At 72.7% G+C, this 16699-nt stretch carries 12 protein-coding genes and 1 tRNA gene; 8 read left to right on the forward strand and 5 right to left on the reverse strand.

Annotation, left to right across the window (positions count from 1 at the left end):
- The first annotated feature begins 46 nt into the window (after positions 1–46).
- On the forward strand, positions 47–1243 hold the full coding sequence (gene glgA, locus MLY01S_RS07220; protein WP_067190720.1) for a glycogen synthase: 1197 nt from the start codon (positions 47–49) through the stop codon (positions 1241–1243).
- Between the two features lie 93 nt (positions 1244–1336).
- On the opposite strand, the gene MLY01S_RS07225 is transcribed toward glgA, so the two are convergent.
- Complete coding sequence (locus MLY01S_RS07225; protein WP_067190722.1) at positions 1337–3472, reverse strand: acyl-CoA dehydrogenase family protein; 2136 nt, start codon at positions 3470–3472, stop codon at positions 1337–1339.
- Positions 3469–4167, reverse strand: coding sequence for a TetR/AcrR family transcriptional regulator (locus MLY01S_RS07230; RefSeq protein ID WP_167635488.1), 699 nt, complete (start codon positions 4165–4167; stop codon positions 3469–3471). The genes MLY01S_RS07225 and MLY01S_RS07230 overlap by 4 nt, the downstream gene beginning before the upstream one ends.
- Positions 4168–4267: 100 nt before the next feature.
- Between MLY01S_RS07230 and MLY01S_RS07235 the strand changes: the two genes are divergently transcribed.
- The 3 genes from MLY01S_RS07235 to MLY01S_RS07245 are packed head-to-tail and all read left to right on the forward strand — an operon-like array spanning position 4268 to position 7877.
- Positions 4268–5599 carry an acetyl-CoA C-acetyltransferase gene (locus MLY01S_RS07235; protein WP_067190726.1) on the forward strand — a complete coding sequence of 444 codons (1332 nt, stop codon included), beginning with the start codon at positions 4268–4270 and terminating at the stop codon, positions 5597–5599.
- Between the two features lie 42 nt (positions 5600–5641).
- Entirely contained in the window at positions 5642–7000 is a 1359-nt protein-coding gene (locus tag MLY01S_RS07240) for a 3-oxoacyl-ACP reductase (RefSeq protein ID WP_067190728.1), read from the forward strand.
- Position 7001: 1 nt separating this feature from the next.
- Positions 7002–7877: a MaoC/PaaZ C-terminal domain-containing protein gene (locus MLY01S_RS07245; protein ID WP_067190730.1), complete on the forward strand. Its 876-nt coding sequence runs from the start codon at positions 7002–7004 to the stop codon at positions 7875–7877.
- A 156-nt stretch (positions 7878–8033) separates the two neighbouring features.
- On the opposite strand, the gene MLY01S_RS07250 is transcribed toward MLY01S_RS07245, so the two are convergent.
- Together MLY01S_RS07250 and MLY01S_RS07255 are read right to left on the reverse strand one after the other, a co-directional pair.
- Positions 8034–11366 carry a 4-alpha-glucanotransferase gene (locus MLY01S_RS07250; protein ID WP_245232064.1) on the reverse strand — a complete coding sequence of 1111 codons (3333 nt, stop codon included), beginning with the start codon at positions 11364–11366 and terminating at the stop codon, positions 8034–8036.
- Between the two features lie 181 nt (positions 11367–11547).
- Positions 11548–11632: transfer RNA gene (locus MLY01S_RS07255), tRNA-Leu, on the reverse strand.
- Positions 11633–11824: 192 nt separating this feature from the next.
- On the opposite strand from MLY01S_RS07255, the gene MLY01S_RS07260 reads away from it, so the two are divergent.
- From MLY01S_RS07260 to mshC, 4 genes are all read left to right on the forward strand, one after another.
- Positions 11825–13186: a M20/M25/M40 family metallo-hydrolase gene (locus MLY01S_RS07260; RefSeq protein WP_082739825.1), complete on the forward strand. Its 1362-nt coding sequence runs from the start codon at positions 11825–11827 to the stop codon at positions 13184–13186.
- A gap of 44 nt (positions 13187–13230) precedes the next feature.
- On the forward strand, positions 13231–13473 hold the full coding sequence (locus tag MLY01S_RS07265) for a hypothetical protein (protein ID WP_067190732.1): 243 nt from the start codon (positions 13231–13233) through the stop codon (positions 13471–13473).
- Positions 13474–13573: 100 nt separating this feature from the next.
- A complete protein-coding gene (locus MLY01S_RS07270) occupies positions 13574–14407 on the forward strand; it encodes an undecaprenyl-diphosphate phosphatase (protein ID WP_067190734.1) in 834 nt (277 codons plus the stop codon).
- A gap of 28 nt (positions 14408–14435) precedes the next feature.
- A complete protein-coding gene (gene mshC / locus MLY01S_RS07275) occupies positions 14436–15710 on the forward strand; it encodes a cysteine--1-D-myo-inosityl 2-amino-2-deoxy-alpha-D-glucopyranoside ligase (RefSeq protein ID WP_067190736.1) in 1275 nt (424 codons plus the stop codon).
- 9 nt (positions 15711–15719) lie between these two features.
- On the opposite strand, the gene MLY01S_RS07280 is transcribed toward mshC, so the two are convergent.
- Positions 15720–16670, reverse strand: coding sequence for a PAC2 family protein (locus MLY01S_RS07280; protein WP_067190739.1), 951 nt, complete (start codon positions 16668–16670; stop codon positions 15720–15722).
- Between the last annotated feature and the right edge of the window lie 29 nt (positions 16671–16699).

The raw sequence follows: 16699 nt of genomic DNA on the forward strand, positions 1-16699 counted from the left end.
ACCGCCAGACTATCGGCACGGTTCGGCGCTGGACTAGGTTGGAGGCGTGCGCATCGACATCGTGAGCAAAGAGTTCCCCCCGGCCGTCTACGGCGGAGCCGGCGTCCACGTCGCGGAGCTGACCCGCGTCCTCGCCGCACGCGCCGACGTCCGCGTCCACGCCTTCGGCGACCCCCGCGACGCCGACTTCCACGGGGCCCAGGTGCTGACCTACCCGACGCCGTCCGGCTTCGAGCAGACCAACGGCGCCGTCCAGACCCTCGCCACCGACCTGACCATGCTCGAGTCGTTCGCCGGAGCGGACGTCATCCACTCGCACACCTGGTACGCCAACATGGCCGGCCACCTCGGCGCCCTGCTGCACGACGCCCCGCACGTGCTCTCCGCCCACTCCCTCGAGCCGCTGCGCCCGTGGAAGGCCGAGCAGCTCGGCGGCGGCTACCGCGTCTCCAGCTGGGCCGAGTCCACCGCCTACCACGCCGCGGACGCCGTCATCGCCGTCTCCGAGGGCATGCGCCGGGACATCCTGAGGTGCTACCCGCAGGTCGACCCGGCCCGGGTGCACGTGGTGCACAACGGCATCGACACGAAGCTCTGGACGCCGCAGACCTCCCAGGGGGCCCTGGCCGAGCACGGCATCGACCCGGACCGGCCGTCCGTGGCCTTCGTCGGCCGCATCACCCGCCAGAAGGGCGTGCCGCTGCTGCTCAAGGCCGCCCTGCAGCTGCCGGAGGAGGTCCAGCTCGTCCTCTGCGTCGGCGCCCCGGACACTCCGGAGCTGGCGAAGGAGGTCGACGCCCTGTTCGCCCAGCTGCGTGAGAAGCGCGACGGCGTCGTGGTGATCGAGGGCATGCTGCCCCGCCAGGAGGTCATGGAGATCCTGTCCCAGGCCACCGTGTTCGCCTGCCCGTCCGTCTACGAGCCGCTGGGCATTGTCAACCTCGAGGCCATGGCCTGCGGCACCGCCGTGGTCGCCTCCCGCGTCGGCGGCATTCCCGAGGTCGTGGACCACGGCACCACCGGGCTGCTCGTGGACATCGAGCAGGAGGACGACGGCACCGGCACCCCCGTCGACGAGGACGCCTTCGTGGCCGACTTCGCCGCCGCCCTCACCCAGGTGCTCTCCGACCCGGAGAAGGCCGCCGCCATGGGCGAGGCCGGTCGCACCCGGGCCATCGAGCACTTCTCCTGGGAGACCATCGCCGAGCGCACCCTCGAGGTCTACCGGACCGTCCTGCGCTGACCCGGCCCCACGCGAACGGCCGCCCGCCTCAGGCTGAGGTGGGCGGCCGTCGTCGCGAAGGGCAGGACCCGGCCGGACCGGGTCACGTCAGGCTCAGGCGTCGGACTTGTTCGCCTTCTTCGCCGCCTTCTGCCGGGCGCGCAGGGTGCGCTCGTGGACCGGGGCGTCACCCGAGGCGCCCAGCTCCGCGTAGTGGGCGTGGGCCTCCGCCTGACGCGCGTGCTCCTCATCGGTGGTCAGCTCCATGCGCAGGTGCTCCTGCTCCAGGCCGTAGGCCTCCACCAGCTCCTGGGCGAAGGGGCGAAGGCGCTCGGCGAGGCGGTTGATGTAGCCGCGCAGGGCCCGGGCGCGCTGGGAGGACACGCGGCCGTGGGCCACGTACCAGCCGAGGTCGTCCTCCACCGTGCGCAGCGCGAAGAGGTCGCGCAGCCAGGTGAGCACCGTGCGGGTGTGCTCGTCCTCGATGCCCTCGACGGCCCGGGTGAAGGCCTCCCACTGCAGCAGGGCGGCGTGGTCGCGGGCGACCTCGATCAGCTCGTGCTGACGGGAGTTGAAGGCGGCGGCCTGCGCGGCCTGGTCCTTGCCGCGCACCTTCTGCAGGGTGCCGGCGATGTCCGCGGTCTTCGAGCGCACCCGATCCGTCAGCAGGCTCTGCTGGACCTGCGGGTCCTTGAACCAGTTCGCCGAGCGGCGCTCGTCCGAGCGGTCGGACACGGACTGGACCACCTTGTGCAGGCCGGCCCGGTGCAGGGCCTCGGAGGCCTGGCTGGCCACGTACTTGGACACGGCGCCGACGTCGAGGCGGCCGAACTCCTTCGAGTAGTCCGTGAGCAGTCGCTTGCCCACCAGCTGGAGCAGGACGTTGTTGTCCCCCTCGAAGGTGACGAAGACGTCCAGGTCCGCGCGCAGCTGGGTGACCCGGTTGCGCGCCATGAATCCCTGGCCGCCGCAGGCCTCGCGGGCCTCCTGGAGGGTGTCCAGGGCGTTCCAGGTGGTCACCGGCTTCACCGCCGCCGCGAGGGTCTCGAGCTCCTGGCGGTGATGGTCGGTGTCTCCGCGGCCGGAGAAGACCTCGTCGAACTTCTCCAGCAGCTCGTTGGCGGAGAAGGCGTCCGCGTAGGTGCGGGCGAGGCGGTCGATCAGGCGGCGCTGATGGTTCTGGTAGTCCATCAGCACCTCCTCGCGGTCCGGGGAGGACGCGTTGAACTGGCGGCGCTGGTTGCCGTAGGTGATCGCGCCCTGCAGGCCGAGGAAGGAGGCGCCCGTGGCGGACAGGGACAGCGAGACACGCCCCTGCACGAGGGTGCCGAGCATGGTGAAGAAGCGGCGGCCCGGGGAGGCGATGGGGGAGGAGTAGGTGCCGTCCGCGGCCACATCGCCGTAGCGGTTCAGCAGGTTGGTGCGCGGGATGCGGACCTCGGTGAAGTGCAGTCGGCCGTTGTCGATGCCGTTGAGGCCGCCCTTGAGACCGTCGTCTTCGCCGCCGACACCCGGCAGGAAGTTCCCGTCCTCGTCACGGATCGGCACGAAGAAGCAGTGCACCCCGTGGTTGACGCCCTTGGTGATCAGCTGGGCGAACACCGTGGCGGCACGGCCGTGCAGTGCCGCGTTGCCCAGGTAGTCCTTCCATGCGCCCTTGAACGGCGTGTGGATCACGAACTCCTCGGAGGCCTCGTCATAGGTGGCCGTGGTCGCGATGGAGGCCACGTCCGAGCCGTGGCCGATCTCCGTCATGGCGAACGCGCCGGGCAGCTGCAGGGTGAGGGCATCCGGCAGCCACTTCTCATGGTGCTCGGCGGTGCCCAGGTGCAGGATCGCCGAGGAGAACAGGCCCCACTGGACGCCGGCCTTGATCTGCAGGGAGGGATCCGCGGTGACGATGTCCGAGAACGCCGCCACGGAGGCGCCGTGCGCGTCCTCACCGCCGAACCTGGCCGGGAAGGCGCGGGCGATGGCGTCGTTGTCCACGAGGATCCTCAGCTGGTCCAGCACGCGCTCACGGTGCTCGTCCATGCCGAGCAGGGGGTCGCGGTGCAGCGCCGGATCCTTCATCAGGGCGCGGGAGGCGCGGCGGACGTCGGCCCACCGTCCCAGCAGCGCCTCCTGGAGGGCGGCTCCATCGAGGGCGCCGGCTTCCGGGTGCTCCGGGGCGATCTGATCGATGTCGTGGGGAACGGAGTCCGTGGGGTCGGTGGCGGGGGTCCCGGTCGTGGGCTCTGCGGCGGTCATGAGGTGCTCCTTTGCGTGCGGGAAAGGGCGGATGTGGTGGATGTGGTGGATCCGGTCAGGCCGTTGAGCAGCCAGCCGGTGATCTGGGCGGCGGTCTGCTCCGCCGTGGCGCGGCCGGGCACGCCGGACGCGGAGAGCCAGGCCTCGCCGGCGGCCTTGACCATGCCGAGCGCGGCGGTGGGCCACAGCAGCAGGGGGTCGCCGTTGGCGGGTGCCTCGCGCCCGGCGGCGGCGAGATGGGCGCGCAGCCGCTCCTCCAGGGCCTGGTGCATGCGCTCGAAGAAGCCGTGGAGCGTCTGCGCGTCGGCGCCGTCCTGCAGCCCGTGGGCCGACTGCACGGAGAAGGCGTACACATGCGGAGAGGAGTCGGCCATCCGCAGGTAGGTCTCGACCATGGCGCCCAAGGCCAGGCGGGGGTCCGAGGAGGTTCCCACCGCTTCGAGCAGGCGCCGCTCCATCAGAGCGATGGCCTCCTGCGAGACAGCCTCCTGCAGGCCCGCCTTGTCCCTGAAGTACCGGTAGAACACGGACTTGGAGGTGCCGGCGTGGGCGGCGATCTCCTCCATGGAGGGGTGGGGGCCCAGGTCATGCACGGCCTCACGGGTGGCCCGAAGGAGCGCGCGGCGTCGCAGGCGGCGATGCTCGTCCCAGCGGGCATGACGCCCGTCGCGCAGCGAGGATGTGTGTGACTTCACGGAACCCACCGTATCAGGTACTCTCGGTTGCGGAAACACCGTTCGCCCTGGCGACGTCCCCTCTTCACGCGGACGCGCCTGCCCCTCGAAGGAGACCGACGTGACCGTCACCGACGCCACCGATTCCCGTCCCGCCGTCGCCGGCGGCCCGCTGCGCAAGGCCGTCGTGGTCGGCGGCAACCGCATCCCGTTCGCCCGTGCCAACACCGCCTACGCGGACGCGTCCAACCAGGACATGCTGACCGCGGCCATCGAGGGTCTCGTCGCCCGCTGCGGCCTGCAGGGAGAGCGCCTCGGCCAGGTCGCCGCCGGCGCCGTGCTCAAGCATCCGCGCAACTTCAACCTCACCCGCGAGTCCGTGCTCGGCTCGTCGCTGTCCCATGACACCCCGGCCATGGACCTGCAGGTCGCCTGCGCCACCGGCATGGAGGCCCTCGGCATCCTCGCGGACAAGATCCGCCTGGGCCAGATCGACTCCGGCATCGGCGGCGGCGTGGACTCCATCTCCGACTCGCCGATCTCCGTCTCGGACGGCCTGCGCCGTGTGCTCCTGCGCCTCAACGCCGCCCGCACCGGCAAGGAGCGCCTCGCCGCTCTCAAGGACCTCCGCCCGGGCCACCTCGTCCCGGAGCCCGCCGGGGCCGGTGAGCCCCGCACCGGCCTGGCCATGGGCGAGCATCAGGCCCTGACCACCCACGACTGGGGCGTGACCCGCGCCGAGCAGGACGAGCTCGCTCTCGCCTCCCACCAGAACCTGGCCGCCGCCTACGACTCCGGCTACATGGACGACCTGGTCACCCCGTTCCGAGGCCTGGCCAAGGACAACAACCTCCGCGGTGACTCCACCCTGGAGAAGCTCGGCCGCCTCAAGCCGGCGTTCGGCCGCCACCTGGGGGAGGAGGCCACCATGACGGCCGCCAACTCCACTCCGCTCACCGACGGCGCCTCGGCCGTGCTGGTCTCCTCGGAGCAGTGGGCCGCCGAGCGTCGCCTGCCCGTGCTGGCCGAGTTCGTGGACCACGAGATCGCCGCCGTGGACTTCGTGGACGGGGACGAGGGCCTGCTCATGGCCCCGGTGTACGCCGTCCCGCGTCTGCTGGGCCGCCACGGCCTGACCCTGGAGGACCTGGACTTCATCGAGATCCACGAGGCCTTCGCCGGCACCGTGCTCTCCACCATGAAGGCCTGGGAGGACGAGGAGTTCTGCCGCTCCCGCCTCGGCCTGGACGGCGCCTTCGGCACCGTGGACCGCGCCAAGCTCAACGTGCACGGCTCCTCCCTGGCCGCCGGCCACCCGTTCGCGGCCACCGGCGGCCGCATCACCGCCCTGCTGGCCAAGATGCTCCACGAGAAGGGCGAGGGCTCCCTCGGCCTGATCTCCGTGTGCGCCGCCGGCGGCCAGGGCGTCGTCGCCCTGATGCGCGGCCGCTGAGCCGAACCGACCGTCGAGACCGACTGAAGAAGGACTGATCTGATGAACGACCCGTACGGCACCTTCGTCGACTCCGCCGTCGGCAAGAGGCTCGCCAAGGCCCTCGGCCTGCCGATGCCCGTCCAGCTGCGCCGGCACACCCCGGGCGCCCCGCTGCTCGAGGGCCCGGCGCTCGTGCTCGGCGGCACCCCCGCCGCCGAGGCCGCCGCCCGCCTGCTGACCGGCTGGGGCGTGGAGGTCCAGACCTCCCGTGCCGAGTCCGTGAAGTACGCCGCCGTGGTGGCCTGCTTCGACGGCATCGACACCCCCGCGGCCATCGGCGAGACCGTCCTCGACCTGGGCGGCACCCTCCGTCAGCTGGCGACGAACTCCCGTGTGGTCACCGTGGCCGAGGACCCGGAGGCCGCCTCGGTGGCCGAGGACCCGGCCGCCCGCGCCGCCCGCCAGGGCATCACCGGCCTGACCCGGTCCCTCGCCCACGAGATGCGCGCCGGCGGCACCGCCAACGGCATCCAGCTCGGTGACGGCGTGGGCCTGGACGCCCCGGGCGCCGCCGGCGCCCTGCGGTTCCTGCTCTCCGGTCGCTCGGCCTACGTCTCCGGCCAGTTCCTCCCGGTCACGACGACGGCCGGTCGCCTCCCGGAGGACCCCGACCGTCCGCTGGCCGGGAAGGTGGCCGTGGTCACCGGCGCCGCCCGCGGCATCGGTGCGGCCATCATCCGCACCCTCGCCCGGGACGGCGCGACCGTGGTGGGCGTGGACGTCCCGGCCGCCGGCGAGTCCCTCACAGCCGTGGTGAACGAGCTCGGCGGCACCGCCCTGCCGCTGGACATCACCGCCGAGGACGCCGGCGCCAGGATCCTCGAGCACTGCCGTTCGCGTCACGGCCGCATGGACATCGTGGTGCACAACGCCGGCATCACCCGGGACAAGATGCTCGCCAACATGGACGCGGCCCGCTGGGACTCCGTCCTGGCCGTGAACACCCTGTCCCAGCTGCGCATGAACGAGGCGTTCCTGGCGGAGGACGCGAAGGACGTGGTGGGCGAGGGCCTGCGCATCGTCACCCTGGCCTCCACCTCCGGCATCGCCGGCAACCGCGGCCAGACCAACTACGCCGCCTCCAAGTCCGGCGTGATGGGCCTGGCGGCCGCCACTGCGCCGCTGCTGGCCGCCCGCGGCGGCACCATCAACGCCGTGGCCCCCGGCTTCATCGAGACCGAGATGACCGCGAAGATCCCGCTGCTCACCCGCGAGGTCGGCCGCCGCATCAACTCCCTGAGCCAGGGCGGCACGCCGGTGGACGTGGCCGAGGCCATCGCCTTCCTCGTCTCCGACGCCGCCGGCGGCACCAACGGCAACACGCTGCGCGTGTGCGGCCAGGCCATGATGGGAGCCTGAGATGACCGAGCTGCAGACCATGCCGTCCCTGGCCGCCTGCTACCGGGCCGCCTTCGGCCAGGCCGCCAAGGACGCCGTCACCAGGCGGCGTCGTCCCGCGGATCTGCCCGCCGCGCCGGTTCTCGTGCGCGGACACCGCATCTCTGCGGAGTCCCTGGACGCCTACCGCCGCCTGCTCGGCGTCGGCGAACCCGAGTCCGTGCCCTCCGTGCTGGTGCACATCGAGGCCTTCCCCGCCGCGATGCACCTGATGGCGGACGAGTCCTTCCCGCTGCCGCTGATGGGCATGGTGCACCTGACCAACACGGTGTTCCACCACCGCCCGGTCCCCGTGGACGTGCCGCTGGACATCACCGCCCGGGCCTCCGAGCTGGTGGCCCACCACGCCGGCACCGCGGTGGACCTGACCGTCACCGTCACGGACCCGGAGACCCGCGAGGTCCTCTGGGAGGGCGTCTCCCGCTACCTGGCCAAGGGCGTGCACCGCGGTGAGCGGCCCGAGCGTCCGGCCCGCGAGGAGTTCACCGCTCCCGGCATGACCGGGCAGTGGCGCTTCGACGGCGGCGCAGGCCGAAAGTACGCAGCCGTCTCCGGCGACTACAACCCGATCCACCTGAGCGGCCCCACCGCCAAGGCGCTCGGCATGAAGGGCGCCATCGCCCACGGCATGTACCTCGCTGCGAAGATGCTCGCCGGCCGCGAGCCGGCCGCAGCGGGCTTCCGCTGGGAGATCGGCTTCGACGCCCCGGTCCAGCTGCCCGGCACCGTCGCGGTCGCCTACGCCCATCCGGCCGCGGGCATCACGGAGGTGACCGGCTGGAACGCCCGCAGGGGCCGCCGGCACTTCACCGGCACGATCGCCCCGAGCGAGGCCTGACCCGGCCCCACTCGCACCGAGGCCTCGTGTGAGGCAGACCGGACGGCCCCCGTCACCGCAGAGAAGGTGACGGGGGCCGTCGTCGTGAAGCGCGGGGGCGGGACAGGACCCGGGCAGGTCGCCGTCCGAGGAGACGACCGGTGCCGGCCGTCCCGTTCAGAGCCCGGCGACCGCTGCGCGCAGGCGGCGGGCGTAGTCGTCCCAGGTGTGGGAGCGGGCCCGGCGCTCGGCCTCGCCGGACATGGCGCGCCAGGAGGCCGGATCCTGGAGGACCCGCTCCAGGGCATCCGCCCAGGCCTGAGGCGTGTTCTGCCGGACGAGGCGCCCGGTGGCGCCGTCTGCCACCGCATGCACCAGCCCTCCGGTGCGGTGGGCGAGCACCGGCGTGCCGCAGGCCTGCGCCTCGAGGGCCACCAGGCCGTAGGACTCGGAGAAGCTCGGCATGGCCACCAGGTCCGCGGCGCGGAACTGGGCGGCGAGCTGATCGGCCGGGACCGGCTCGCTGAAGGTCACCAGGTCCGCCACGCCCTCGGCCTCGGCCAGGGCGGCCAGGTCCGGGGTGTCGGCGCCGGAGGGGGCCCCGTTGACGTGGGCGCGCAGGCGGTCCGTGCCCGGGGCGAGCACGCCACGGCGGCGCAGCTCGCCCAGCGCGGAGATGAGCACCTGGGGACCCTTGTGGTGCTGGATCCGGCCGGCGAACAGGACGCGAAGCTCCGGGTCGAACGGATCCACGTCCTCGGCCTCACCGCCGGGCCACCAGGCATGCCCCGCGGGAGTGAAGACGTCCGTGTCCACGCCGGGGGTGGCCACCACGATGCGGCGCCGAGGGGCGTCCAGCACCTCCATGAGCGTGCGGGCCTCACCGGGGGAGTTCACCACCAGCAGGTCCGCGCCGGCGGCGATCTCCCGCTCGGCCGCCCGACGCTCGTCCGACTCGGCCGCCTCCGGGTCCGCGGCCATCTTCATGGCGGCCACGGTGTGCATGGTGTGCAGCCAGGGTGCGTCCGCGGCCTGCGCGATGCGTCGGGCGGCCGGAGCGGAGAGCCAGTAGTGGCCGTGGACGAAGGCGATCTGCTCGTCGGCCACAAGGCCCTCCTGGTCCAGCCAGGCCAGTGCGTTGCCCGCGAACTCATCCGCGTGCGCGGCGAGGTCCTCCTTGGACAGCTCGCCGCCGGGACCGGCCGGGACCTCGACGACGGTCACCTCCTCCGCCTGCACGCGCGGGGCCGCGGACGGCAGCGCGGACACCACCGGATCCGGGCCGGTGCCACGGGTGAACACGACCGGCCGCATGCCCGTGCGGGCCAGCGCAGCGGCCTCGTGGCGGACATAGGTGTTCAGGCCCCCGGCGTCGCCCTGGCCGGGCTGGTCCAGGGGGTGGGTGTGGAAGGCCACCAGGACGGCGACCGGCACGTCCTGGCGCAGACGGCGGTCCACCGCGTCGAAGAGTCGGCCCGCCCGCGGGCTCGCCGCGATCTCGTCCGCGTGCACCACGGCGCCGTCCGGTCCGCCGAGGGGCACGGTCCAGTTGCGGTACTGGTCCTGGGTGGTGCCGGGCTGGTTCTGGATGCGGCGTTCTCCCACGGCGTCCACCAGGGCCACCGCGTGCAGGGCGGCGGGGGAGCCTGCGGCGAAGCGGTGCAGGGCCAGGATCTTCGCCTCGGTCTCGTCGGACGGCCGGCCGATCGCGGGATCGCTGGGCAGCTGAGCAGCGGCGTCGAGGAAGCCGGCGACCGTGTGCTCGTGGCCGGCCCGCTCGTCCGCGGGGTCCCCGTCCACGAGGCCGAGCGATTCGCGCAGGTCCAGGTGGACGCCCTCCAGGTAGCCGGCGGTCGGAGGCAGGTCGTGGGTGTTGACGGCCGCCATGGCCAGTGCCCGGTGGGTGCCGGGCTCGGTCGGGACGCCGTCCCGGTTCTCGAACCAGAGGATGGTGGTGCCCAGGATCCCGGCGTCCGCCAGGGCCTGCTGGACCCACGGCTCGAAGGTCCCCAGGTCCTCACCGACCACCACGACGCCCGCCCGCTGGGCCTCGATCGTCAGCACGGCCAGCATGGCCTCGTGGTCGTAGCTGACATAGGCGCCCTCGCGCGGACCGCGGCCGGCCGGGACCCACCACAGGCGGAACAGACCGAGGATGTGGTCGATGCGGACGCCGCCTGCATGGCGCATGACGGTGCCCAACATCTGGCGCAGGCCCGCGTAGCCGTTGTCCGCCAGGGCCTTCGGATGCCATGGGTGCTGCGACCAGTCCTGGCCGAGCTGGTTGTACATGTCCGGGGGAGCGCCGACGGACATCGACTCCACGAGCTGGTCCCCGAGCAGGGCGAGGTCTGCGGCGTGGCGGTCGGCGCCGACGGCCAGGTCCAGCATCAGGCCCAGGCGCATCCCCGAGGACACGGCCGCGGCCTGGGCGGCGGCGATCTGCGTGTCCGCCACCCACTGGCACCAGCGGTGGAAGTCGCGTTCGTCCTCGGTGTCCGTGCCGGTGCGGACGGCGCACCAGGACGCGAAGTCCTCCAGGCCCCGGCCCTGGTCGGCGCAGAAGCGCTCATAGGCGGCCTGGCGCTCGGCCGAGCGGCCCACGGCGTGCACGGCGCGCAGGGCGGGCCACTGCACCTCGGCGACCGCGGCGCGGTCGATCGGCCCGCCCGCGTCCACGGCGGCCTGCAGGGCGGCCCCCGCCGAGAGCCAGCGCTGCTGCTCCGCCTCGGGCAGGTCCGCGAACTCCGGGATCTCGGGAACCCGGACGACCTGCACGTTGAGGAAGCGGCGGCTGACGGGGGAGTAGGGCGAGTCGAGCGGGGCGTGGCCCGGGTCGATCGCATGCAGCGGGTTGAGCAGCAGGAAGTCCGCGCCGTGCTCGGCCGCCGCGGCGGCCACGGTGGCGGCGTCGTGCATGTCGCCGATGCCCCAGGAGCCCGAGGAGGTCACCGAGTAGAGCTGCGCGGAGGCGCCCCAGCCGCGGCGGGCCAGGAACGGCTCGGCGGTGGTGAGCCGTTCCGGGGCGCAGAGGACCGCGGCCTCGGCGACGGTGCGGCCGTCCACGGACACCACCAGACGGTGGTAGCCCACCGGCAGGGACTCGGGCAGCTGCAGGTGGCGCCGCTCGCGCTCGATCGAGTCCACGCTCCGGCGCTCCCCGAGGGAGTCGGTGGCCCCGGCGAGCACGTGGCTGCCGTCCTCGCAGACCACGGTGGCCGCCACCTCCGCGCCGGGGCGCACGGTGAGGGGGACGGTACGCCGCGAGCCGGAGACCGCCACCACCGTGGGCGCGACCACGCGGCGCCAGTCGATCTCCTCGGCGGCCTGCACCGCGGCGTCGAGGGCGACCACGCCGTCCGAGGGGACGTCCACGCCGAGGGCGGAGAGCACCTCCACGAGGACGTCGTCGGCGACGGTCTGGTCGGAGCCGTCCTGGCCGACGTAGGTCGGCTGCACGCCGTGCAGGCGGGCAAGACGGTGGAGAAGGTCCTGGGCGGCGCGGTTCACCGGTGTCCTCCATCGGATGCTCTGGGCCGGGCGGGGAGGCCTCGGTCGCTGAACGCGCGGGCGTGTGCGCACGAGGCCCACCCCCACACTACCGGGACTGTCCAGGGCCCACGCCCCGACGAGATGCCGGACACGGCGAAGGCCCCGGCAGTTCTGCCGGGGCCTTCGCCTCGATGAGCAGTGCGCGAAGGGGGACTTGAACCCCCACGTCCTTATCGGACACAGCGACCTCAACGCTGCGCGTCTACCAATTCCGCCACTCGCGCTCATTGTTGCGGACCCGGCCGTGGCCGTTCCGCCATGCCCTGCGCGGGCAACTCGAGAACTGTACCACGGTGCTTCGGCGACCGCCAAAACGCAGGTGAGGCACCGTCGTCGGGCCGTCTCGGCCAGCCATGATGAGTCGCCGCGGGACACCGCCGGCCACGGCGGATCGGCTCCGGCGCTAGCCTGAAGGCATGTCCGAGAACAGCGCACAGACCATCCCGACCGACGCCGAGGCCGGTGCGGAGCAGACCCCGTACCGCGATGTCGTCCAGATCTGCCGCGACCTGATCCGCATCGACACCACCAACCGCGGCGGCAACGTGTCCGTCGGCGAGCCGGAGGCCGCCGAGCTCTGCGCCGAGCTCATGCGCGCCGCCGGCATGGAGCCGCAGCTCTTCGAATCCTCGCCCGGGCGCGTGTCCGTGGTGGGCCACCTGCCCGGCTGGGAGCCGGACGCCCCAGGGCTGATCCTGCACGGGCACACGGACGTGGTCCCCGCCGACGCCTCCGAGTGGAGCGTCGACCCGTTCGGCGCGGAGATCAAGGACGGCATGATCTGGGGCCGCGGCGCCGTGGACATGAAGGGCATGGACGCCATGATCCTGTCCACGCTGCTGCACTTCGCCCGCACCGGACAGCGCCCGCGCCGTCCGCTCACGGTCGCCTTCTTCGCCGACGAGGAGGCCGGCGGCGTCTACGGTGCCGGCCACGTGGTCCGGGAGCACCCCGAGGTCTTCGCCGGCTGCACCGAGGCCATCAGCGAGGTCGGCGGGTTCTCCACCGAGATCGGGAGCACCCGCGCCTACCTGGTGCAGACCGCGGAGAAGGGCATCCACTGGCTGAACCTCAAGGCAGTCGACCGCCCCGGCCACGGCTCCGCCCCGCATCCGGACAATGCCGTCACCCACCTGGCCGCCGCCATGCAGCGCATCGGCACCCACGAGTGGCCGCTGGAGTACACCAAGACCACCCGCCAGCTGCTCGAGACCGTCGCCGAGCTCACCGGCACCGAGTTCGACGAGCAGGACCCGACCCCGCAGCTCGAGGCCCTCGGCCACGCCGGCACCTGGGTCGCCGGCACCCTGCGCACCTCCACCAACCCCACCGGGCTCGGCGGCGGATACAAGCACAACGTCATCCCGTCCACCGCCACCGGCACCGTGGACATGCGCACCCTGCCCGGCTCGGACGAGGAGGCGCTCGAGGTCCTCAAGACCCTGGCGGGGGAGAAGGTGCAGGTGGAGCACGAGCACCGGGACATCGCCCTGGAGACCCCGTTCTCCGGCGACCTCGTGGAACTGATGGCCACGGCCCTGCAGGAGGAGGACCCGGATGCCGAGGTGCTGCCCTTCATGCTCGGCGGCGGCACGGACAACAAGCACCTGTCCCGCCTGGGCATCGCCGGCTACGGCTTCTCACCGCTGCGCCTTCCCCCGGACCTGGACTTCACCTCCCTGTTCCACGGCATCGACGAGCGCGTGCCCATCGACGCCCTCGAGTTCGGCTGCCGGGTCCTGGCCCGGATCCTCGAGCCGCGAGAGACGCAGCGCTGAGAGCAGGGCTTCCGTGCCCGCCGCGACGGGGGTACCGTGAGCGCATGAGCACTGACCCGCGCCTGGCCCTCGAAGCCCTCGTCGCCGCCTTCAACGAGCACCTGGTCGCCGTCCAGAACAGCCGCGGCGAGGACGACCCGGCCGTCGAGGCCGCGTTCTTCTCGATCGCCGACGCCTTCGAGGCCTACGAGGACGCCCTCTACGCCAGCACCGGCGAGGTCACCCCGCTCGAAGTGTTCGAGGACGACGATGACGACGACGAGGAGCTCGACGACCTCGAGGACTGACCGCCGCCGGCTTCCCAGAGGCCCCTCCTTTTCAGAGAGGGTGTTCACACCTGCGCGTCGCCCCCGGTGCAGGGCCGTCGCCGTGCCGTAGAGTGACCCCGTGAGTTGGATCGAAGCAGTCATTCTGGGCCTGGTGCAGGGCCTCACGGAGTTCCTCCCGATCTCGTCCTCGGCGCACCTTCGCATCGTGGGCGAGTTCCTGCCCTCCGCGGCGGACCCGGGTGCGGCATTCACCGCCATCACCCAGATCGGCACCGAGCTGGCCGTGCTGATCTACTTCTGGAAGGACATCACGCGCATCATCGCGCAGTGGTGCAGGGCGCTGTCCGGCAAGGTCCCGCACTCCGATCCGGACGTGCGCATGGGCTGGCTGATCATCCTCGGCTCCCTGCCGATCGCGATCCTCGGCCTGCTGCTGGAGGACTGGATCGACACCGAGTTCCGGTCCCTGTGGGTCACCGCCACCATGCTGATCGTCTTCGCGATCCTCCTCGCCCTCGCCGACCGCTTCGGCCGCCAGCGCAAGCCCCTCGAGCAGCTCACCGTCCGCGACGGCATCCTCTACGGCTTCGCGCAGGCCCTCGCCCTGATCCCGGGAGTCTCCCGCTCCGGCGGCACCATCACCATGGGCCTGGCCCTCGGATACGCCCGGGAAGCCGCCGCCCGCTATGCGTTCCTGCTGGCCGTGCCGGCGGTGTTCGCCTCCGGCTTCTACAAGCTCTTCAAGTCCGTCGGCGACCCGACCACCGCCGGCCCGTACGGCATGGGCGAGACTCTGCTGGCCACCCTCATCGCCTTCGCGGTGGGCTACGCCGTCACCGCCTGGCTCATGCGCTTCATCACCCAGAACTCCTTCATGCCGTTCGTCTGGTACCGCATCGCCCTGGGCCTCGGTCTCTACGTGATGCTCGGCACCGGCCTCATCAGCGCCTGAATCACCGCCTCCGACTCGAAAGGCCTCCATGCAGTCCTGGTCCGTCCCCGGCGTGCCCACGCTCCCGGCCCATCCGGACACCCTGCGGGTGCACGACACCGCCACCGGCACGCTGCGCCGTCCCGGGAACCCGGAGGGCTCAGCCTCGCTCTACGTCTGCGGCATCACCCCCTATGACGCCACGCACCTGGGCCACGCGAACACCTACGTGGCGTTCGACCTGCTGCACCGCTACTGGCTCGGCGCCGGCCTGGCCGTGACCTACACCCAGAACGTGACCGACGTGGACGACCCGCTCCTGGAGCGGGCCACGGCCACGGACGTGGACTGGCAGTGGCTCGCCGAGCAGCAGACGGACCTGTTCCGCTCGGACATGACCGCCCTCAACGTGCTCCCGCCGCACCACTACCTCGGCGTCACGGAGACGGTCCCCGCCGTCGTGGAGGGCGTCCAGGCGCTCGTGGACGCGGGCCTGGGGTACACCGTGCCGGGCCGGGACGGCGAGCCGGACGGGGACGTCTACTTCGACACCCGCGCCGCCGAGCGGACCACCGGCTGGCGCCTCGGCTCGGTCGGGGCGCACACGGACGCCGAGATGGCCGAGATCTTCCCGGAGCGCGGCGGCGACCCGCAGCGTCCGGGCAAGCGGGATCCGCTCGACCCGCTGCTGTGGCGCGTGCACCGCGAGGGCGAGCCTGTCTGGGACGGCGGCCCGCTCGGCCGCGGCCGTCCCGGCTGGCACATCGAGTGCTCGGTGATCGCCCGCCGGACGCTGCCGGCTCCGTTCACGGTCCAGGCCGGCGGCTCGGACCTGCGCTTCCCGCACCACGAGTTCTCCGCCGCGCACGCCACCGGCATCGACGGCAAGGACCTCGCCCACACCTACCTGCACTCCGGCATGGTCGCCCTGGACGGGCAGAAGATGTCCAAGTCACTGGGCAACCTCGAGCTCGTGTCCCGCCTCACCGCCCGCGGCGTCGAGGCGGTGGCCGTCCGTGCCGCGCTGCTGGACCACCACTACCGCTCCGACTGGCAGTGGTCCGAGGACGTGCTCACCCACGCCCAGGAGCGGGTCGCGGCCTGGCGCGCCGCGCTCCTGCAGGACTCCCGCCGGGACGGCGCCGCGGTGCACGCCGCTGTGGTCTCCGCCCTCTCCACAGACCTGGACGCCCCGGCCGCACTGCAGGTGCTGGACGCCTGGGCCGTGGGGGAGCGGCTGCCCGAGGCGGAGCCGATCGGCGCCGGGCAGGACGTGGACGTCGCTGACGTGGCCGACGCCCTGCTGGGCCTGCGCCTGCGCTGAGGTGCCCGCTCAGGAACGACGGCGGCCGCGCAGGTAGCGCTCGAACTCCCGTGCGATGGCCTCGCCCGAGGCGTCCGGCAGCTCGCGGGCGTCGGTGGCCTCCTCGAGCTGCTGCACGTAGGCGGCGATGTCCGCGTCGTCCTGGGCGACCTCGTCCACCGACTGCCGCCACAGCGCCGCGTCCGCCTGGAGCTCGGCGGTGTCCACGGTGACGCCGAGCAGCTCCTCGAGCGCCTCCACCAGGGACAGCTGTGTCTTCGGCGAGGGCGACTGGGCCACGTAGTGCGGGACCATGCCCCACAGGGAGAGCGTCGGCAGGCCGGATCGCGCGGCGGTGTCCGTGACCACCCCCACGATGCCGGTAGGCCCCTCATAGGTCGGCTGGTCTGCACCGACGGCGACGCGCACATCCCCCATCGGCGAGGAGGCCCGGGCGGGCATCGGACGGGTGTGGGGCACGTCGGCCAGCAGCGCACCCACGACCACCAGGGCGTCCACGCCCTCGTCTGCGGCCACCTGCAGGATCTCCTGGGTGAAGGCACGCCAGCGCACGTTCGGCTCGACGCCCGAGCACAGCAGCAGCTGCAGCCCGTCCGCGCCGCACTCCTCGGTGGAGACCGGACGTCCGTCGGCGTCCAGCACCGCCTCGTGGACGTGCATGGCGGGCCACTCGATGGTGCCCATGCCGTCCGCATCGCGCCGCACGGTGGGGCGGGTGACCTGGAAGTCGTAGTACTCGCCGGTGCAGACGTCCGCGCGCTGGAAGGCCTCCCACTGGCGGACGAGCGTCTCCAGGGCGCTGGTGGCGGCCTGGCCGGCGTCGTTCCACCCCTCGAAGGCCACGAGCATGACGCGCGGCGCCCGCGCGCCCGACTCCACGGCGGGCACCGTGGCGGTCAGGTAGGCGCGCAGCGGGCCGAGCTCGTCGTCGGTCCTCTCGGTGGACTCCACTTCACTCATGGACGCCACCCTAGACGGTCGGCCCCTGG

Origin of the sequence: Micrococcus lylae NBRC 15355 (assembly GCF_001570885.1) — a bacterium.
In the GTDB taxonomy this organism is placed as follows: domain Bacteria; phylum Actinomycetota; class Actinomycetes; order Actinomycetales; family Micrococcaceae; genus Micrococcus; species Micrococcus lylae.